Source organism: Vibrio cholerae, from assembly GCF_008369605.1.
GTDB classification, from domain to species: domain Bacteria; phylum Pseudomonadota; class Gammaproteobacteria; order Enterobacterales; family Vibrionaceae; genus Vibrio; species Vibrio cholerae.
Genome location: NZ_CP043556.1, coordinates 881,755 through 901,610 on the forward strand (window position 1 = coordinate 881,755; position 19,856 = coordinate 901,610).

Consider the following 19,856-nt stretch of genomic DNA (forward strand, 5'->3'; position numbering starts at 1 on the left):
CCAGCCGAAAATAACAATCTTCGGTTAACCAGATTGGGTTATGGCTATGGCGACTCTGGATTAATACAGCGTGGCTTTAATTCAGGGTTTTCACCTGAAGAAGAGGATTCGCTATCAGCTTTGATATCGTTATTCTTATTATTAAACCTTTGCTGTAAGTAGAGGGATAATGCTTTTTGTTGCTGCTCATAAGAAAGCCCTTCGCAGATAATGCCTTGTTCAATCAAGGCATTAATTAGCTTTTCATCATTAGGCTGAGTATTGGAAAATAATAAGGTGGAATAGCAGATTACCCATAATCCAAATAGGGTGCGCATAGTACATATCCATATGTAAAGTATTTGTAACAATTTATGGCTGGTGATAATTCATAGCAAGCCTGAATTATTCATTGTTTGGCATAGCATCACATTTGCAACACATTCAGTAAACAAATCATCAATCGAATAAATGACTAATAAGACAATTAACTATGCACAATAACGACATAGATAAATGATATCTGTGTCGATATAAAATATCGTAATTGTTAGTTAGGTCTAGTAAATAAAGCAATTAGAGCGCAATAAATAATCAGTGAAATTAAACATGCCATCAATATATGCGAAATCCCATCACTCGATTGACGATAAAATAAAGGGAAATAATTTGATCTTGCTTCATTGATTTTGTTTCGATTTGACGCTGTCGTGGTGTGAGCGGTTTTGGTACACTCTATCCCTTCCCTACTTGACGCTGCAGCGGTGTTGATCTGTCACAAAGAGGGGATAGGGCGACGAATCGAGAGCGGATTGAAGCCTTATACTGCAAGCGTTGGCTAGAATTCAGTTATATTTTTCACCCCGTATTGCACCCTGTAACTAAACATGCTTTATTGAAATCAGAAATACTTTTTTACAGGACGTGGTTATGTGTCGCTGGCTGGCTTATCAAGGGAGCCCCATCTATTTAGAGCAGTTGGTTTATCAACCAGAGCATTCGTTAGTTCACCAAAGTCTGGAAGCGCGTAAAGCGGTAACTCGGGTCAACGCGGATGGGTTTGGCCTAGGTTGGTACACAGAGCGCAGCACGCCGGGACGCTTCCACGAAGTGTTACCGGCTTGGGGAGATGAGAATCTACGCTCATTGGCTCACCATATTCGCTCACATCGCTTTATGGCTCACGTTCGTTCATCGACGGGCACGCAAGTATCGCGTTCAAACTGTCATCCCTTCATGTATAACCACTGGATGTTTCTGCATAACGGCCAAATTGGTGACTATTGTGCGGTGAAATATGAGCTGGAGCGCTCACTGCCTGAGCATTTATACATTCGGCGCATCGGTACGACGGACAGTGAATTGATTTTCCTATTGATGCTCAAAAATGGTTTAGAGCGAGATCCGGTGGCAGCTATTCGCCAAACCATTGCGGAAATAGAAGCCTTGATGGTCGTAAAAAGCGTCGTGTTACCGTTTAAAGCCTCTATTTGTCTCTCTGATGGTCAACAGTTCTGGCTGGTTCGTTACAGTACCGATGGTCAACCGCCGACGGTTTACCGCAAACCTTGGCAAGATGGAATCATCTTAGCCTCCGAGCCCTTGGATGCTTGTCCTAATTGGTTATTGGTAGAGCCGCAAACCATTACGCATGTGCTTGGGGCAGAGTGTCAGTCATACCTTATTTAAGCTATCCCCTTCCTACTTGAAGCTGCAGCGGTGTTGGCTACGTTCGTTCTCCCCAATCACATAGTCTATCTATGCTCATAGGCACTCACTCACTTGCCGCCTACCTGCAACTTCAAGTGGTTTGGGTATAAATCAAATTCATTAAATGAATCTTGTAGACCCTTGCTATTGATAAGAATTGGCGAGGGTTTGTGCATTTCTAAATTGTTCAACGATATCTTCCCTCACACAGTTGCATTGCCAAGTTGGTTTTGATTATAGTACGCACTCTCTTAATGAGAATAAGTATCAAAATGATTCCACTTGCTTATCTCAACCACTTTCGGAAGGAACATATGAAATCTCGTATTCATTGGGCTGCATTAGGATTATTGGCTGCGTTTGCTGCACAAGCAGAGACAGTAACGATTGAACATCGCTTGGGTAAAACCACCCTTGAGCAGAAACCGCAACGTGTAGTGGTTATTGGTGTGGGTGCTCTGGACGCTATCGACAGTTTCGGTATTGAGCCGGTTGCCGTTTCCAAATTTGATGGTACTCCTGACTATCTTGCCAAATACAAGAGTGATAAGTATCCAAGTGCAGGTTCGTTATTTGAGCCAGATTTTGAAACGATTTATACCCAAAAACCAGATCTGATTGTGATTGGGCCGCGTGCATCGAAAAGCTACGACGAGCTATCAAAAATCGCACCGACCATCGTTTTTGCTGCTGAAGCTGACCAAGGTTATTGGGAAAGCACTCAACAGCAGTGGCGTAACCTAGGCAAAGTGTTTGCGATTGAACCTGCGGTCGAGGCCAAAATTGAGCAAGTTGACGCGCAATTTAAATCCATCATGCAATACAACCAACAACATAAAAGTGATGCGATGTTGGTCATGAGCTCTGGCGGCAACCTGACGACTTTTGGTGCCAATTCACGCTTCTCTTCGGTGTACAAAGATTTTGGATTTAGTGAAACCGTGCCAGTCAGCAAAGAGAGCAGCCATGGTGATCTGATCTCATTTGAGTACATCCGTGAACACAACCCGAAAACCTTGCTGGTGGTTGACCGAGATAAAGTGGTGACTAAAGGTGAAACCAATATTCGTCAAACCTTTGAAAATGATCTGGTTAAAGCCACCACAGCTTACAAAAACGGCCATATTGCTTATCTCGATGTGAATGCTTGGTACATCGCTATCTCTGGCGTGAAAGCGACAGAGCAGATGGTTGCCGACATGAAAGCGTCAGTTGGTATGCAGTAGATAAGCACGGAGGAGGGGAAACTCTCCTCTTGCTGACAGGCTGAGGTTTACTTTGAAAAAGTTATTGCTTGTTTTAGTTGTTATTAGTTTTTGTTCCCTGTTTGTTGGCGTGGGCAATTTATCCCTCGCAGCCTTGTTTCAAGGTGATGAGTCAGCTTGGCAGTTACTGCTGACTAGCCGAGTCCCCCGATTATTAGCGATTTTGCTCTCCGGTGCGGGTTTAAGCATCGCGGGTCTTATCATGCAGCAAGTGAGTCAAAACCGATTTGCCTCACCATCGACTTCCGGCACGATAGAGTGTGCCATGCTCGGTTACGTGCTTAGCCTAGTTCTGTTTGGCCATGGTCAAAACCTCTGGTTGATTTTCGGCGTCTCCATGTTGGGTACGCTGGTCTTTGTGTTTTTCATTCAGCGCATTCAGTTTAAAAACGTCATTTTTGTGCCGCTGATCGGCATCATTTTTGGCAATGTGATTGACTCTTTGGCGACCTTTATTGCCTACAAATATGATGCTATCCAAAATCTCTCCGGCTGGGCTGTTGCCAATTTCGCCAACCTGCTTAAAGGGGATTTTGAACTGCTCTATATCGCAATCCCGGTGGCTATTTTCAGCTATTTGTATGCCGCACGCATTTCTGCCGTGGGGATGGGGAAAGATTTTGCGACCAATCTGGGTTTGAATTATCAACAGGTCATGATCATCGGTGTGGCCTTAGTCTCCATCATGTCGGCGACCGTGGTCATGATTGTCGGTCAACTGCCTTTCTTGGGTTTGATTGTGCCTAATCTAGTCAGCCTCTATTACGGCGATAATTTGCGTAAAAATATTCCGCGCACTGCCATTTTCGGGGCGATGTTCGTGTTGTTATGTGATTTAGTGGGGCGCGTCATCATCTTCCCGTATGAAGTCCCCATCTCTATGATCATAAGTATTTTAGGTGGTTCGGTGTTTATTGCCTTGATTTTGCGAGGGCAGCGTCATGCAGGATAGAACGAAATTACTGCTGCTGATCGCGATTTCTCTGCTGTTTGCGGCGCTGTTTATTGGCGTCGGGCTCAATGCGGACAACTACCAGTATTTTTTATCGCGTCGCGTGCCGAAAGTGTTGGCTATGGTCTTTGCTGGCATTGCGATTGCGCAGTCGTCGTTGGCGTTTCAAACCATCACCCATAACCGTATTTTAACGCCGAGTATCATGGGGTTTGATGCTTTATACATGTTCACCCAAGTGTTGGTCGTGGTGCTGTTTGGGGGCATGAGCAGTATTGCGATGAACGTGTACTGGAATTTTTCACTGTCGGTGGCGGCGATGCTCAGCTTCTCGACGCTGCTGTTTACTTTTTATTTCCGAAGTGGGCATCGCAACTTGATTGTGCTGTTACTGCTTGGGGTGATTTTAGGCCAGCTTTTTTCTAGCATCGCCTCTTTCTTTGTGATGTTGATGGATCCGAACGATTTTGCTTCGGTACAGGCCAACATGTTCGCCAGCTTTAATAACGTCAACACCAAGTTGGTGTATGTGGTGTCGCCTCTGCTGCTGTTGGCTTGCGTGCTGCTGTTCCGTCAGCATCGTGTGCTCGATGTGTTCTGGTTAGATAAAGATAACGCGGTGAGTTTAGGTGTCGATGTACACAAAGTGACGCGTAATGTTTTGCTGATCAGCGCGCTGCTGATTTCGATTTCCACCGCTCTGGTCGGGCCCATTCTGTTTTTTGGGCTGCTGGTGACAAACCTGACTCGCGAATGGTTCCGCTCTTATCGTCACTCCACCTTGCTGCTTGCCACGTCGGCGATGTCGGTGTGCGCACTATTGTCAGGCCAGTGGATCATCGAAAAAGTGTTTCATTTCGGGACCACCTTGAGTGTGGTGATCAATTTTATCGGCGGGATCTATTTCCTCTCGCTGTTACTTCGCAATAAAGTGGTTTAGCAATGATTCAACTGGAAAAGCTCACCAAACATTTTGGTACCAAGCGCGTGGTACATGACGCCAGTGCTCAGTTTGATAAAGGGCAGGTGACGGCGATTATCGGCCCTAATGGCGCAGGCAAAAGTACGCTGCTTTCAATGGCGAGCCGTTTGGTCAATCGGGATGCGGGTAAAGTCTGGATTGAGCAGCGTGAGTTGGTGGAGTGGAACACCAAGGCGCTGGCCCAAAAGCTGGCGGTGTTGCGTCAATCGAATGTGCTCAATATGCGTTTTACGGTGCGAGAGTTGACGGCTTTTGGCCGTTTTCCTTACAGCCAAGGAAAATTGACCGCACAAGATGAGCAGATCATCAATCAAGCGATTGAGTATCTCGATCTCGAAACCATTCAGTATCAGTATCTGGATGAACTGAGTGGTGGGCAGCGTCAACTCGCGTTTATCGCCATGGTCATGGCGCAAGATACCGATTACGTCTTCCTCGACGAGCCGTTAAACAATCTGGATATCAAGCATTCGCTGCAAATCATGTCTACACTGCGCCGTTTAGCCCATGAGCTGAATAAGGCGGTGGTGGTGGTGATCCACGACATCAACTTTGCTTCCTGCTACGCCGATAAAATCGTCGCATTGAAAAAAGGCGAAGTCGTAGCCACAGGCTCGGTGCGTGACGTGATCCAATCTGAAGTGTTGAGCGCCATTTACGATACCCCGTTTAATGTGATTGAGATGCAGGGGCAGCGCTTATGTCTCTATACTCTTCCGACGTGAGGCTGAAGCACCAAGTAGGGGATAAGCTTGGCCAGAATCATGGCAATTAACCCGCCTGTTTCAATTCCACAAAAGCCTGCGGAGAGATACCAAAGGCTTTTTTAAACGCTGCGGTAAAGTTGGAAGGGTGCAGATAGCCTGCTTCATACGCGGCCTCTGTGATGGTGACCAAACCTCGCTCTAATTGCTGACGCGCCAGTTGTAACCGTCGGTGCCGGATGTAGTGTGCAATCGTCATATTCAGGCGAGTTTTAAATTTGCGTTGTAAGTTGGAAACGCTCATCGCATGGCGTTCTGCCAGTTGCTCTAAGCAAATCTCTTCATGCAAATGCTGATCGATATAGTGCAGCAACTGATTAATCCATTGCTCAGATTGTCCCTCTTGGTGCTGAGATAACGAGGTGGCGTGTTCAGGGCATTGCAACACGGCGTCATGCACCAAGCGCCAAACCGTGGCTTCCCGAGCAATATGCGCACTGATGGTGTGGATCACACGACGGTTGAGCAGAGACTCAACGGCTTGCCAACTTTCCTCGTTCAGTGAAAGTGGAACCAGTGCTTTGTCTTGTTGCAGAAAATGTTGCAATGGGCAGGAGTGTTGCGCGAATTTTTGCAATGTATCGGGCGATAAAACGATGTTGAGTTTGCGTACTGTCATCCCTTGATGCAGACGGCGATGGAAGATGCACGGCTGCTGCAAATTGACCATCAAAGCTTGTGGATGCTGATTGGCACACAATTCAAGTTTGAGGTCATCATAGGCAAAGCGTAAGGTGCCTTCCAGCAAGAGAATGATGACAAGGGCTGGCGCGCTGGTGGTCATCACATCGCAATCGGCCAATTCAAGGCTAGACCCTCCATGCAAGGTAAACCCGTTTGGACTGACGTATTCCACAAAGTGGCCTTGTGCCATCACGGGTTGATTCAAATTTTGCGCAACAATTTGCTCATCTCGCTCCTTGACCACATGACGTGACAAGGTGACCGTTTGGCGTGCGCCGTTTTTGGTTAATACCTTATGTTGATTTTGCGTGTTTTCCATAACTGATGTGCGATTTTGCATAATCAATTCAACTTCTCTATTGGTTGAGCTCAATTTAACATATATGCGAATCGTTATCATTTGTATTTTTGAGGAATTGAGTCAGTATGGATATTTGCAAGAAGTCTGCGTTATGGCTTGCGATCACTGCCGCGATGTCGGCCAACGCGGTTGCTGAGCAGAAAGCGACACCGGAGCAGGAAAATGTGGTGATCTGGGGTACGAAAGTATCGAGCAGCTCGGAATCTCTCACCACGGACGATCTATCACTCAAACAAGCCGATCACATGTCGGACTTGCTGCGTGATATTCCCGGGGTTGATGTAGGCGGAACGCACTCGGTTAACCAACGAATTAACATTCGCGGATTGGGTGAAACCAACCTGGATATTCGTTTGGATGGCGCTTCACAGCACGCCAATATGTTCCATCACATTGGTAACTTAACGCTTAACCCAGACATTTTGAAATCAGCCGATGTGCAGGTGGGTAACAACTCGGTGACCCAAAGTGGCCTCGGTGGTTCGGTTTATTTTGAAACCAAGAATGCGAAAGATCTGCTGGTGGGTGGTGAGCAGTTTGGTGCCCGTATCTTCGGCGGTTATGCCTCAAACGATAACCAACAAGGTTCACTCACGGTTTACGGTCAATTGAGCGAAACGGTTGACGCCATGGTTTATGGTCAAGGTATCTCACGCGATAACTTTGAAGATGGTGCCGGTAAAGAAACTTTTGGCGTGAAAGGGGATACCTATAACGTTCTTGCAAAAGTCGGCTTTGAACCGGCTGTTGGTCATCGATTCCAAGTTTCCTATGATGTCTATCGTGATCAAGGGGACTATAGCCCACGCCCTGATATGGCAGGAAGCGCCAACGAAGGTTTGACCAAAAACCGTTTGATTCCGACGCATTATGATCGCGATACCATCACTGGCTCTTATGAACTCAAGCAAGATAAGCATCGCGGCAAAGTCACCCTCTACAGTAGCCAAACCGAAATTGATCGTGATGAAAGTGTGATGGCGGGTGTTTGGCCGGGCAACCGCCTTTCACGCAATACGGCGACAAACCGCAATGTTGGCATTAACGCGCTCTTCCAATCTGACTATGAACTGGCCGCGCACCGTAACCAAGTAAGCTATGGTATGGATTATGTCGATCAAACCAGCAAAGCGACCTATGGCAGCACCTCATTTATGGAAGAATCTGCAGTTTCTACCGCTGTGTTTGCGGAGAACAAACTGTATGTAAATGACGTTTGGTCAGTGACCGCCGGTCTGCGTTTTGATGATTTCAAACGTAAAGCTATGACAGGCACGAAAGATTTTGATGAGGTGACTTGGTCACTGGGTACGGAATGGGATGTGACCAGTGATTGGACGCTGTTTGCCAACGCCCGCTCGCTATTCAAAGGCCCAGAGCTGCTGGAGACCTTTGTTCGTTACCAAGATCAAGCTCGCTTAGCGGATAACATCAAACCTGAAACGGGCTTAAACACTCAAGGTGGTGTGCGCTTTGATAAAACTTATGGCGATCACTTTGTGGGTGCCAACTTCACCCTGTTTAAAACCCAGATTGATGACCATATTCGTACTAGTAACAGTTACCTGATCAGTAACGTAGGGGATATGGAAATCAAAGGTTTTGAACTGAGCACAACTTACGCTTACCAAGCCGCGAGCGCCAAGCTCTCTTACGCGCACTCGGATGCGAATGATGTTACAAATGGTGGCCCAATGCTCAATTCCGTTGGTAACAGCGCCGATATGGGTGACAGCATCGCGCTCAGCTTAGGTTATCAAGCGGATTCGATTGATACCCTGTTTGGCTGGACTTCAATAGTGGTTCTGGATGAAGACAACGTAGTGGCTGGCGCCGCCAAGAAAGAAGGCTATGACGTGCATAACCTGTATGCTCAGTGGACGCCATATTCCGTCCCGAACCTAGTGCTGACGTTCGGCGTGGATAACGTGTTTGATGAGCTTTATGTGTCTCATGCCTCACGTGTTGGTTTAGCGAAAAGCTTTGTAGCCGATGATTACGAGCCGGGACGCAGCTATAAGTTATCCGCCGCTTACCAATTCTAATCATTCTTACTCTATTTAAGCCCGCTTTGTGCGGGCTTTTGCACTGGAGATTTTGTTATGTCGTCTCAATTTCAAGCGTTGTACCAATCCCAAGCCACGTTGCACTCTGAGCATGTGGTCAAATATTTAGTCACCTTATGTCGCCATTTTGCCCGCAAAGTCCCTGCGACTTGGGATGAAACACAAGGGCAAATCGAGTTTCCTGTGGGAGTGACCACCTTAACCGTGTGCGAGAAAAACCAAACGCTGACGTTTGTTTGTCAGGGGGACAGCGAGAAAAATGTGGCCGCACAACGCGCGGTGATCGATTCGCATATCGATATGTTTTCACGCCGAGAATCCATTGAACTGGAATGGCAAACGACACCGCTTGCATAGTGGCTCTGCATCATCTTGCCTCTCGGCATTCATCCTATACTGCATCAGCGTTCGTCATCTTCGGCGAACGCTGTTTTCTTTGATGAAAAATTGAAATATTTCTCGGCTAAAAAGAAATCTCTTCTTGCTTAAGATCAACAAAAAAACGTTTCTATCGCACAAAAAACTAAAACAAAGTTGAAAGATTCAAAAATTATTGAATAATGCTATCTCTATAATGACGAAGCGAAAACGCTTCCCCTTAACGTCTGAAACAGGATACAGCCCCCATGTCGAACTCGTATGTGTTGGTCATAAACTCTGGTAGCTCATCATTGAAATTTGCAGTGATTGATTCCCAAACGGGGGAAGCGCTGATCTCAGGCCTTGGCGAATGCTTCGGCATGCCTGAAGCCGTGATCAGTTGGAAATATCAGGGTGAGAAAACGGAAGAGGCGATTACCGCCGCCGATCATCATCACCAACATGCGATCAACCGCATTGTGGGCTTAATGGAAAGCTTGGGCTTCGCTCAAGACTTAGTAGCGGTAGGACACCGTATTGTGCACGGCGGTGAGAAATTCACCTCGACCGTTCGTATTGATGAAGAAGTACTGGCAGAAATCGAAAGCTTGTCCGATCTTGCTCCGCTCCACAACCCGGCCGGTGCGAAAGGTATCCAAGCGGCGATGGCGGCTTTCCCAAGCTTGCCACAGTTCGCAGTGTTTGATACCGCCTTCCACCAGACGATGCCGAAAAAGGCATTCACTGGTGCTATCTCTCATGAACTGTACAAACAATACGGTATCCGCCGCTACGGTTTCCACGGCACCAGCCATTACTACGTTAGCCGTGAAGCGGCCAAAATGCTCAACAAGCCGATTGAGCAAGCGAGCTTCATCTCGGTTCACTTGGGCAACGGCGCTTCAGTTTGTGCGATCAGCAATGGTCAATCGGTCGATACTTCCATGGGCTTCACCCCATTGGCAGGTCTGATGATGGGTACACGTTCTGGCGACTTAGATCCCGGCATCATCGAATTTTTGATGAAAAAAGGCTGGAGCCAAGAGAAAGTCTTTGAAACCCTGAACAAGAAATCCGGTTTCTTGGGGGTATCTGGCCTGACTTCAGATGCTCGCGGTATTTTGGAAGCGATGGAAAACGGTCACGAAGGGGCGAAACTGGCGTTTGAAGTGTTTACTTACCGTGTCGCCAAATACATCGGCTCTTACCTGATCCCGCTAGATCATCTGGATGCGATCATCTTCACCGGTGGTATTGGTGAAAACTCACTGCCGATTCGCCGCGAAATTCTCGGCAACCTAAATCTGCTTGGTTTCGTGGAAGACGAAAAAGGCAACGAAGCAGCGCGTTTTGGTAAAGCGGGCATCATCGCAAAATCTGAGCTGCTTAACGCCGTAGCCATGGTGATCCCGACCAATGAAGAATTCGTGATTGCCCAGCAGTCGGTTGAGCTATTGTAATAGTTACGACGAAATATCGATAAAAGGCGAGCCGTTGGCTCGCCTTTGTTTTTTCCTGCTTTTAAAAATCTAAATGCTTTGTATTTGGTCAATTATAAATCGATTTGATAAGAAGCTGACCAAACTTCCGGTTGGATAAATCATAAATTCGCTTTCTAGAAGAGATGAACAAAGCATTTTCAGTCATTAAAAATGTAAGTAATAGTCATATTAAATCAGTGGGTTACTTTATTGAGCATTTAGAAGTGACTCGCAAAAATTTAATAAAAAACATTATTTCTATAATTTCTGATTATGAATCATGATCACACAGAGGTTAGATAAAAATTCGTTCTGTTATTTTGCGATTCGATTACTCAGGGTAATAAGTAATGATGGCTAAATAGACTAGCTGTCACGGATAACTGCGAAATTTTTATATTAATGGAGATTATTATGAGCCCTCAACGTTCAGTATTGGCTATGGCGATCGCTCTAACATTGGCTGCGTGTGGAAGTGATAGCCCTCAGTCAAATATTAGCCAACCAAGTGCTGATAAGCCAAGTCCAGATATGTCGCTGACAGCGCGTGCTGCAGACGGCTATCTAATTGGCGCAAATGCGTGTTTAGACCTTAATGCCAATAAAATGTGTGATCGTGATGAGCCTTCGGCAACCACTGGTGAAAATGGGCAGTTCACGCTACAAGGTTTGACTCCAGATCAGATTGCTAAAGGCAGCCTGTTGATTGAGGTTGTCGCAGGTCAAACCAAAGATGCTGATTATGGTGACAAGCCACTGACAAAAAGCTACCGCTTAAGTGCACCTTCAGGCTCTCCATTTATCAGCCCATTGACTACGCTAGTGCATAACGAAATTGAAAATGGTCGCACGCTTGAAGAAGCTAAAGCAGCAGTACAAGCTAAGCTAGGTACGAAGCTCGATTTAGCCGCGGATTATGTCGCAGGTAAATCATCAAAAGAGCTTAGCGCTGCCGATCAAAAAGAATTCGCAAGACTTCACCGCATCGCACAAGTCACCGCTACCATCATGGCCGAAAATACCGATAAGTTAGAGCAAGCAGCTGCCAATGCAGGTATCAGTGTTGACAAGCTAACGTCGCTGATTGCAACTGAAGTCAGTAAGGTGCTTTCAAATGTCGTGACTACGGTTGAAACTGCAGGGGAGAATTTTGACCCTATTAAAGCAGGCCAAGACATTGATAAACAGCATGTGGGCATCAGTGTTGAGAACCTAAAAGATAAAGTGAATATCAACGAAGCTGCGAAGAGTGCCACTGAGGCTAACTTAGCTGAATTGATTAAAAATGAAACATTGACATGGTTTGCTGGCGAAGAAGAAAACGGTCTCAAAGAATTGAGCTACGGCTTTGTGGCACTGGGTAAGAATGATGAGGTGATCGATCAAGAATATGAGCTTGATCATGCCTCAGATTCGTTTGTTCCAGTTACCAACATGGCTAATCCTGAACAATTAATTCTAGATAAAGAGGGTTGGGAAGCTGAGACTGATGCCATTGTAAAAATCACCCTCAACAATGATGGTTCTATTATTTTAGAAACGGGTAATTCGTCAAAGAATGAAAAAGTTTCAGCGAAAAAAATGGATCTCAGTGGTCTGAATGTGAGCTCGGTGCTTAAGAAGAGTGCTGACGATGAAGTGTGGGCAAGTGTTATCCCACAAGACTTGATGTTCCCTTCCAACACTTATGGCTACTTGGTTTCGTCCGAAAAACTAGAAGGTGGCTTTTATACCTTTAATAAAGGAAGTTGGTGTAAGGAGGACAGCCCTGAGCGCTATGCAGCCTTAAATCAAATGTGTAATGGCATCAGTGCTATTAAAAATGAGAAAGATACATGGATTGCCACATTGGTTGATACGGTAGCCGCTAATGCCCAAAGCCGTGAAGGTACCACTAATTCAGTTGACTTAATTCCAATCGCAGGTTTGGCTGATGGTCATGTTTTTGCTCAATTATTATCTAATGGCAAAGTGGTGTATTACTCAAGAGGTTGGGACTGGAATGAGAACTTTGTTAAGTATGCCGATCAAGGTGAGTGGCAAGAGATTACTCACCATGGAAAAGCGCTACGCAAAGTGACACTGCCTGCTTCTATTGCTGGCAAGACAACTTGGAGCAATTTCAACACAGCGGATAATACACTGTACCTTACGGAATTCGATGGTTTCGTGCGAATTGCCCATTTTGTAGATCAAAAGGATGAATCAGATTCAAACTATCTGTTTGATTCTACTGCTGCGCAGTTGATTGTTGATAATTATTCACAGTCAACACCACCCACACCAACATCACCGGCAACATTAGAAGCATGTTTAGCTTCGCTACCTGATGCTGGCTATACAAAGCAAGTGGGAGACAAAGTGGTATATGCTGTTGATCGCACGGTTAGTGACAAACCTTCAAAATTGATCTTTGAATATTCTTATTCTGGCAACCATTATTCTTGGCTCACGGAGGTGAATTTAGTCTCAGGAATGCCAAGTTGGATCAATAAGTGGAATGGTTCACTGGAAAAAACCATCATCGATGTTAAGGACCTGAATGGGAATTTATTAGGCTATGAAGAGGCTTATTCTGCACAGGGCTACGATCTGGGCCAAGAAGGTTTTAACCCCGATGGTTCCTTTGGTTGGGGCATTGCCAAGGTAGCTTTAGAAAAATCAGTTTCCGCTAGTGAAAAACGTTTGGGCATCCCAGTCACTTCAGGTCCTGCAATCAATGCGCCTTTGGCGAGCTTTAACGCTGGCGATTCAACTGTGCAAGGCTTACGCACTGTAACCCAACAAACAGATTTGACGGAGATTACTAAGGCATGGCCTAACTCGGATTTTAGTTACTCGGATACCTATGTGGGTAAAGAAACTGTTGTAGTTGCAGCAGGCACGTTTGAAGCTTGTAAAGTGACGCGTGAAACTAAGCTGACTAAGCCTGCTATTACAGAGACGAGTGAAAGCTGGTTGACCAACCGCGGCTTCGTAAAACGTATTCGTGATGAACAATCTTGGGATGCTTATCTCGTCATGGAAGCGAAGTCATTGCCTGCTATTAACTAGTTGCTTTTTCTCTGACGATGAGAATAAATCAAAGTTTATAACTCATCTCAATCAATCCGAGCGCGTAGTGCGCTCGGATATTCTGTTATCCCAAAACTAATATCGGTGCTAATGGCATCACTTCGCCTGATAAGGCAGCGAGGAGTGGTGCAGTACAATGCGCAGTTGGCCTTGCTCATCTTTCTTAAAAGCCCAGCTTTTATCTACCACAGTTTCCTGCCCTTTATCATTCACTAGGAAGACATTGCCTGTGGTGAGTGCAAGATCGCCATCAATGTAAACCGCGGCATTTTCAAAACGGTATTCCTTCCAGCCTTTTAGGGCAAAGCCCGAATCTTGCGGGTAGCTTTTATTGTTGCCAACAAAGTAAGAGAGTGCGCCTTCTGTATCGGTGCGGAAGGTTTGCTTGCCACTGGCTAGGGTCGGTTTAAACAATACTGCGCCTTGTTGGTAGCCATAGGCTTGATCTAACACTTGGTTCGCAAGCTCAGTTGCCGCTTTGATGCCTTGTTTTTGATAAGTATCGCTGATTTTAATCAGCGCTTCGCCCCAAGCTTGTTGGGCTTTCAGCACATCTTCGTGAGTGATGTTGTTATTCACGACAAGATCGGCAGCTTGAGTCGTGAAAGGTAATAAGCCGCACAGAATCAGGGCGGAAACGGATAGAGTACGAGTCATACGTTGCATAATCTGCCTTCCTTAAATGTTTGCAGTAGGTTCAGCGCTACTCTACGAGGTTTCGATGAATGTAAACCGAGCGCAAAGATTAACCTCAGATTAACAAGATTTACCCTTGGGTAGAGGATCACGTAATCTGCATATCTCCTTGCTACTTAACGCGGTCTTGGCGACGCTGATTCATCTTAAACACCGAGTGTGTCTATGCTGATGGAGATGGACTCATTGGTCGCCTATTTGCCACTGCGAGTAGTTGAGACTCATAGAAAGAAGACAATTTTGGGAAATGACTATGTTTCGATATCGGCTTGCGTTTGTACTCGCATTACTATTGACCTTGATTTTGGCGCAGGCCGGGGTGGCTTATTGGTCAAATCAAGTTGCGAATCAGCATCTGCTGCGTGGGCAAATCTCAAGCCAAATTCTGCAAGGTTTTATGCAGTTGAGTACCGAGAAACAGCAACTTAAAGTCTGGCTCGCCGAGTATCTTCTTATTAAAGATGGCAGTACCCTGAAAAGGGATATGCGTTTTTCCAAAATTGAAGCGCTGCTACACAAGCTCAATCTTTTGACGGAGCAAGCTCAGCAGCACAGCTTAACCGTGCAAGATTTCTCAGAAATAAACCAGCAGATCAAGGTAATCTCCCTGTTTGAAACCAACTTTGCCAGCTTAAAAAAGGCGTTGCGTTCATGGGAAATTGCCAAAATTACTGACGATGATGAACGCTGGCTATTGTTGAGCCAGTCGTTCGATCGGGTCGATGATACCGATTTACGCCAGCTGTTGACGCAAGCCATTAGCCTCCAGCAGCAACGTACCTCGCGTTATGAAGAAGCAGCGTTGGATGCGTTATCGAATGTGAGAGCGGTCATCACCAGCTTAGCGGTTTTTGGCATGGTGTCGGGGGCTCTGCTTGGCGTTTGGTTATTGCGTACCCTTTCTAAGCCGCTGGCTGAGTTGGTGAAAAGTACTACCGCCCTAGAGCAGGGCCGATTGGATCACCGCATTTCGATCAGCGGGCCTGATGAACTTAAAACGCTGGCGCGCCATTTTAACTATATGGCGCAAAGTCTTGAGCAAGCGCAGCAAAAAGAGCGGATGTCACGCCAATTAATTGAGCGAGAAGTGGCAGACCGAACCCAAGAGCTGGCGCAAGCTTTACAAACGTTGGAGAAAGCTAAACATCAACAAAAAGAGTTCTTCGCTAATGTCAGCCATGAACTGCGCTCTCCTGCCACTGCGATTTTAGGTGAGGCGCAAATTACTCTGCGCAGTCGGCACAATAGTGATGACGAATATCGGCAAACCCTGCTGCGGATCAGTGAGTCGGCAGAGCAACTGGCATTTCGGATTGAAGATTTATTGATGTTGATCCGACACGATGAGCGCCTGTTTCATCCTGCGTTAACCGAGTTGCTCTTAGGTGAAATTTGGCAAGCAGTGGTGCGGCAAGCCAGTTTGTTGACTCACGCGCAGCAAGTTGAGTTGACGGTGAATACGCCAGCGCAGGGTGAGTGGCAAACACAGCTTTGCTATACGGATCGCGATAAATTGCTGATGGTGATCCGTATCTTGGTGGATAACGCTTTACGCTATGATCCGACGCAGCGACCGATAGGATTGAATCTTGAGCTGGATGAAGAGGCATGGCGTGTGCAATTGGTAGATCAAGGTATTGGGATTGCTGAAGCGGATCTGAGTGTGATTTTTGAACGCTATTTTCGTGCAGAAAATGGCAAGCGGTATCGCCCTGATGGGCTAGGCATTGGCTTAACGCTGGCGCAAAGTATCGTAAAACAACTGGATGGTGAAATCCGCATCGAAAGTGTGTTGGAACAAGGCACGACGGTGACGTTAACTTTTCCGCGAGGAGAGGAGCAAGATGCGAATCTTATTGATTGAAGATGATGAAAGAATTGCCCGTTTTATTGAGCGAGGCTTAAAAGCGGAAGGGCACCAAATCCACCGTTTGAAAGATGGTCAATACGGATTAGAAACCGTGAAAAGCAGCGAGCCGGACTTGCTGATCTTAGATCGCATGTTGCCCCATGTGGATGGGTTAACCCTATGCCAGCAAATCCGTGCGACGGGTAATCAGGTTTTAATCCTAATGTTATCCGCTTTGGGCGAGGTGGAGGAACGCATCCAAGGATTGCGCACCGGTGCGGATGATTACCTCGCCAAGCCTTTCCATTTTGAAGAGCTGTTGGCACGCATCGAGGCACTGCAGCGGCGTAATATTCAAACCCACACCAGCAATAAACTGCGTTTTGCTGATTTAGAGCTCTGCCTATCCACCATGCGCGTGTATCGTGCCGATCAACCGATAGAGCTGACGGCAAAAGAGATTTCAATACTTGAGCTCTTTTTGCGTAAACCGGGGCATATTTTTAGCCGGGAGCGAATTTTGGCGAATGTGTGGGGTATTCACCAAGATCCGCTGACCAATGTAGTCGATGTCTATATGCGTCGTTTACGCAAGAAAATCGATATGCCTTTTGCCCAGCCGCTGATCCAAACCAAGCGGGGTATGGGGTATTACTTAGGTGACGCTTAACCCTATTCTTTTGACGCCAATTGGGCAAACTTGCTGTAGCTACTCACGCGGCCATTGATGTATTCAATGCCGCAGTGCACTGGGTGAGGTTGGTGGCCGACAATTTGGTATTCGACAATAAACTCGCCGCTGATCACTTTGACGAATAAAAAGCCATCCATCACTTTCCACAAACCATGCAGGGCTTTGTCGCTGAACATGTCTTTCTCAATCAAGGTGCCGTTGGGTTTAAAGGTCAGCAGTGATGAAAAACCATCAGCGTTGACCTTAATCCACGCGTGTTGATGCACTTCATAACTGAGAATTTTGCGCCGTGTTTTGATCCACTCTTCAAGTTCTTGCTGTTGTGCCGGGCTCAGTTGTGGCAGGGCCTCTAATTCAAGTAGGGTGTGGTGCTTTTCGTACCAAAACAGCTGAAGGTGGAGTAATTTCATGCTAACCGGTTGGAATTTCAAACAAACAGCCGCCACTGTGCGTCAAGGTGCGGATGAAGTCAACCATGAAGATGAGCTTGAAAAAGTGCGGTAGGTTGGGGGAAACCTACCGCACATTCCCTGTTCGGGAAGTGCCGCGTTGCGCGGCTCAGGAGCTTAAAGATGAGGGAACAAGCGAGGGAGTTCGGCGCGATCACAAGCTTGGTTTAATCGACGCTGCGCGGTGTGAATATGCTGTTGCCACTGTTCGTCGTGCGCCCACATTTCAATCACTAACGGCACCACGCAATCCAGTGCTTTTAAGCGGCAGAACAACCCATCAAAGTCGACGTCGCCTTCGCCAATCACTAAATCACGAAACTGTCCGGCGTACTGTTCGCTCACCTTGTAAGTGTCCTTGAGGTGGATTTGAGTGATGTGAGGTTTGCTTAACGAGAGTTCGGTCAGCAAGTCATAATTCCAGCCTGAGATGTTGCCAACGTCTGGATACGCCGTAAAAAAGGGCGATTGGATCTGCCGATTCAACACTTCAAATTTACTCAGCGCATTGAGATAAGGGGTATCCATGATCTCAACGGCTAACATCACGCCAGCGCGCTCAGCTAAACGGGCGGCGTGTTGCATGCCCTCAATAAAACGCTGATCAGTGGCTGAGTTGGCGGGCTCGTAATAGACGTCATACCCTGCCAACTGAATGGTACGAATACCCAATTTGTAGGCGAGGGTAATCGCCTTTTGCATAATTTTCAGTGCCTCATCGCGCAGCGCGGGATCGGCCGAGCCAAACGGAAACTTGCGATGAGCGCTAAGGCACATGGATTGCAGCGGCACGCCATACTCCTCACAAAGGCGGCGCAATGAATAAATGGTGGCATCATCCCAATCGAGGCGGCTGCGGCGCTCGTCACTTTCATCCACCGAGATCTCCAGAAAATCGAAACCGAGCTCTTTGGTGCAGGCCAGTTTCTCCTCCCAACTTAAGTGATTGGGCAGCGCTTTTTCATACAAGCCAACGCGGTGGCGCAGTAAATGTTGATACATGCTGCCTCCTGTTATGGCCAGAAACGGTCGATCTGCTCACGCAGAGCCGCCGCAGTTTGTTGGCCTTCGGCGCCTGCTAATGCACGTCCGGCAATAAAGGTTTTGGTTTTGATCCCTTCAAACAGGTAAATATCTTCTGGTACGATGCCGCCAGTTATCGAAAGCTCAATGCCTAGCGCAGAGAGCTGGCGCATTTTGTCGAGATCGTCCGTTGTCCAACCAATCCCTGCCAATTCCGCATCGCGTGAGCGGTGGTAAATGGCTTGAGTGATGCCTAAATCGACCCACGCTTTAGCATCTTGCATTGTCCAGTTGCCATAAATCTCGATTTGGATTTCGCCATTTAACTCATCCGCCACTTTTTTACACGCGGCAATGGTCGCGATGTGCGCGGCGGCTGAGACGGTGATCCAATCCGCCCCCGCTTCAAATGCCATGCGCGAGAGAATGGCTCCGCCATCGGTGGTTTTCATGTCACACACCAGAATATGATCCGGATGGTTGTGGCGCAGAGTCGACACCGCTTTCATTCCTTCCGCGAAAGCCAAAATGGTGCCAACTTCAATCACATCGACGTAACTGGCGACATTACTTGCTACGGCCACGGCATCGGTTAGTTTGGTTTGGTCGAGGGCGATTTGAATCATTGGTTTGGTCATACTGTTTATCCTTGAATATGTTCACGTATCAGTTGGGCAAGCCCAGCTTGGTTGTTATCGGTAGGGCAAAGGCTGCGCGCGTAAGATTTCACGGTGTCATCGGCATTGGCCATGGCCACGCCGTGGCCCGCATAGCACAGCATGGAGATGTCATTGTGGTTATCGCCAATCGCCATCACATGGTTGGCGGCGTAGCCAAGCTGAGCGACGTATTGCGCAAGGCGCTGGCCTTTACTGTTGCCTTTGGCGGCAAAATCAATGCGGTTTGACCAAGAGCGTTCACCATTAAAACGGGTATTCACCCACGGATGCTCTAGGAGTCGTTCGACCGAGCTTGGTAAACCTTCGACGACAAATTTCCACACAAACTCAGAGTCGCGCGCAGTTTGGTGAAAGGAGTCAATCGCATAGATTTGCGGCGGATGAGTGAGAGAGGCCGCTTGCGCCCATTTTTCCAATGCTTGCATGTACGCGATGGGGCTACGCTGCGAGTAAGTCATTGCATCTTTGATGTACATCACCAGCTTGAGCTGAAACTCTTGGGCCAGATCGATAAAGGTCAGCGCATCTTGCTTATCGATCGCATTGTGCTCCAGCACCGTTTCGCTTGCGTAGTCATACACATACGTGCCGTTGCAACAGATGATGGGCGTGGTCAGACCCAGTTCATCGTAGTAAGGGCGCGCAGCGGTGTGGTGACGACCCGTGACGATAAGCACATGACAATGCTGCTGAGCTGCGCGAATCGCGTCTTTGACTTGTGGATGGATGGTGTGATCGTCACTGAGCACAGTGCCATCAAGATCCAAGGCGAGCACTTTATACATA

General features: G+C 47.1%; 18 protein-coding genes. 11 read left to right on the plus strand and 7 right to left on the minus strand.

Annotation, left to right across the window (positions count from 1 at the left end; translation table 11 throughout):
* Positions 1 to 44: 44 nt before the first annotated feature.
* Positions 45 to 317 carry a hypothetical protein gene (locus tag F0316_RS17990; RefSeq protein WP_032471107.1) on the minus strand — a complete coding sequence of 91 codons (273 nt, stop codon included), beginning with the start codon at positions 315 to 317 and terminating at the stop codon, positions 45 to 47.
* A gap of 592 nt (positions 318 to 909) precedes the next feature.
* On the opposite strand from F0316_RS17990, the gene F0316_RS17995 reads away from it, so the two are divergent.
* The 5 genes from F0316_RS17995 (at position 910) to vctC (ending at position 5,613) form a co-directional block, all read left to right on the plus strand.
* A complete protein-coding gene (locus F0316_RS17995) occupies positions 910 to 1,668 on the plus strand; it encodes a class II glutamine amidotransferase (protein ID WP_000336883.1) in 759 nt (252 codons plus the stop codon).
* Between the two features lie 335 nt (positions 1,669 to 2,003).
* The gene (gene vctP / locus F0316_RS18000; protein WP_000842240.1) at positions 2,004 to 2,915 is read left to right on the plus strand and encodes an iron chelate ABC transporter substrate-binding protein VctP; all 912 of its coding nucleotides are present in this window, start codon (positions 2,004 to 2,006) and stop codon (positions 2,913 to 2,915) included.
* Positions 2,916 to 2,967: 52 nt separating this feature from the next.
* Positions 2,968 to 3,906: an iron chelate uptake ABC transporter permease subunit VctD gene (gene vctD / locus F0316_RS18005; RefSeq protein WP_000735136.1), complete on the plus strand. Its 939-nt coding sequence runs from the start codon at positions 2,968 to 2,970 to the stop codon at positions 3,904 to 3,906.
* Positions 3,896 to 4,846 (plus strand): iron chelate uptake ABC transporter permease subunit VctG, encoded by a 951-nt coding sequence (gene vctG, locus F0316_RS18010; protein ID WP_001154099.1) that lies wholly within the window; start codon positions 3,896 to 3,898, stop codon positions 4,844 to 4,846. The genes vctD and vctG overlap by 11 nt, the downstream gene beginning before the upstream one ends.
* A gap of 2 nt (positions 4,847 to 4,848) precedes the next feature.
* Positions 4,849 to 5,613 (plus strand): iron chelate ABC transporter ATP-binding protein VctC, encoded by a 765-nt coding sequence (gene vctC / locus F0316_RS18015; RefSeq protein ID WP_000615306.1) that lies wholly within the window; start codon positions 4,849 to 4,851, stop codon positions 5,611 to 5,613.
* Positions 5,614 to 5,659: 46 nt separating this feature from the next.
* On the opposite strand, the gene F0316_RS18020 is transcribed toward vctC, so the two are convergent.
* Positions 5,660 to 6,676 carry a helix-turn-helix domain-containing protein gene (locus tag F0316_RS18020; RefSeq protein ID WP_001181425.1) on the minus strand — a complete coding sequence of 339 codons (1,017 nt, stop codon included), beginning with the start codon at positions 6,674 to 6,676 and terminating at the stop codon, positions 5,660 to 5,662.
* Between the two features lie 86 nt (positions 6,677 to 6,762).
* Here F0316_RS18020 and vctA point away from each other — a divergent pair, with 86 nt between their 5' ends.
* The 4 genes from vctA to F0316_RS19910 all read left to right on the plus strand — a co-directional run bounded on the left by vctA (position 6,763) and on the right by F0316_RS19910 (position 13,658).
* A complete protein-coding gene (gene vctA, locus F0316_RS18025; protein WP_149560786.1) occupies positions 6,763 to 8,742 on the plus strand; it encodes a TonB-dependent iron chelate receptor VctA in 1,980 nt (659 codons plus the stop codon).
* A gap of 57 nt (positions 8,743 to 8,799) precedes the next feature.
* Positions 8,800 to 9,120 carry a DUF2218 domain-containing protein gene (locus tag F0316_RS18030; protein ID WP_000098211.1) on the plus strand — a complete coding sequence of 107 codons (321 nt, stop codon included), beginning with the start codon at positions 8,800 to 8,802 and terminating at the stop codon, positions 9,118 to 9,120.
* Positions 9,121 to 9,389: 269 nt separating this feature from the next.
* Positions 9,390 to 10,583, plus strand: coding sequence for an acetate/propionate family kinase (locus F0316_RS18035; protein ID WP_149560787.1), 1,194 nt, complete (start codon positions 9,390 to 9,392; stop codon positions 10,581 to 10,583).
* 435 nt (positions 10,584 to 11,018) lie between these two features.
* Positions 11,019 to 13,658 (plus strand): hypothetical protein, encoded by a 2,640-nt coding sequence (locus tag F0316_RS19910; protein ID WP_172626082.1) that lies wholly within the window; start codon positions 11,019 to 11,021, stop codon positions 13,656 to 13,658.
* 117 nt (positions 13,659 to 13,775) lie between these two features.
* Here the strand turns inward: F0316_RS19910 and F0316_RS18050 are convergent, their stop codons facing one another.
* Positions 13,776 to 14,345: a phosphoribosyl-AMP cyclohydrolase gene (locus F0316_RS18050; RefSeq protein WP_001189466.1), complete on the minus strand. Its 570-nt coding sequence runs from the start codon at positions 14,343 to 14,345 to the stop codon at positions 13,776 to 13,778.
* Positions 14,346 to 14,628: 283 nt separating this feature from the next.
* Between F0316_RS18050 and F0316_RS18055 the strand changes: the two genes are divergently transcribed.
* Together F0316_RS18055 and F0316_RS18060 are read left to right on the plus strand one after the other, a co-directional pair.
* Complete coding sequence (locus F0316_RS18055; protein ID WP_000490338.1) at positions 14,629 to 16,239, plus strand: HAMP domain-containing sensor histidine kinase; 1,611 nt, start codon at positions 14,629 to 14,631, stop codon at positions 16,237 to 16,239.
* Positions 16,220 to 16,894: a response regulator transcription factor gene (locus F0316_RS18060; protein ID WP_001221471.1), complete on the plus strand. Its 675-nt coding sequence runs from the start codon at positions 16,220 to 16,222 to the stop codon at positions 16,892 to 16,894. The genes F0316_RS18055 and F0316_RS18060 overlap by 20 nt, the downstream gene beginning before the upstream one ends.
* Before the next feature lie 2 nt (positions 16,895 to 16,896).
* On the opposite strand, the gene F0316_RS18065 is transcribed toward F0316_RS18060, so the two are convergent.
* From F0316_RS18065 to F0316_RS18080, 4 genes are all read right to left on the minus strand, one after another.
* Positions 16,897 to 17,328: a hypothetical protein gene (locus F0316_RS18065; protein WP_000770688.1), complete on the minus strand. Its 432-nt coding sequence runs from the start codon at positions 17,326 to 17,328 to the stop codon at positions 16,897 to 16,899.
* Between the two features lie 156 nt (positions 17,329 to 17,484).
* On the minus strand, positions 17,485 to 18,369 hold the full coding sequence (locus tag F0316_RS18070; protein ID WP_142736371.1) for an L-ribulose-5-phosphate 3-epimerase: 885 nt from the start codon (positions 18,367 to 18,369) through the stop codon (positions 17,485 to 17,487).
* Positions 18,370 to 18,380: 11 nt separating this feature from the next.
* Entirely contained in the window at positions 18,381 to 19,028 is a 648-nt protein-coding gene (locus F0316_RS18075; protein WP_000165653.1) for a 3-keto-L-gulonate-6-phosphate decarboxylase UlaD, read from the minus strand.
* A 5-nt stretch (positions 19,029 to 19,033) separates the two neighbouring features.
* Positions 19,034 to 19,855, minus strand: coding sequence for a Cof-type HAD-IIB family hydrolase (locus tag F0316_RS18080; RefSeq protein ID WP_053055850.1), 822 nt, complete (start codon positions 19,853 to 19,855; stop codon positions 19,034 to 19,036).
* Between the last annotated feature and the right edge of the window lies 1 nt (position 19,856).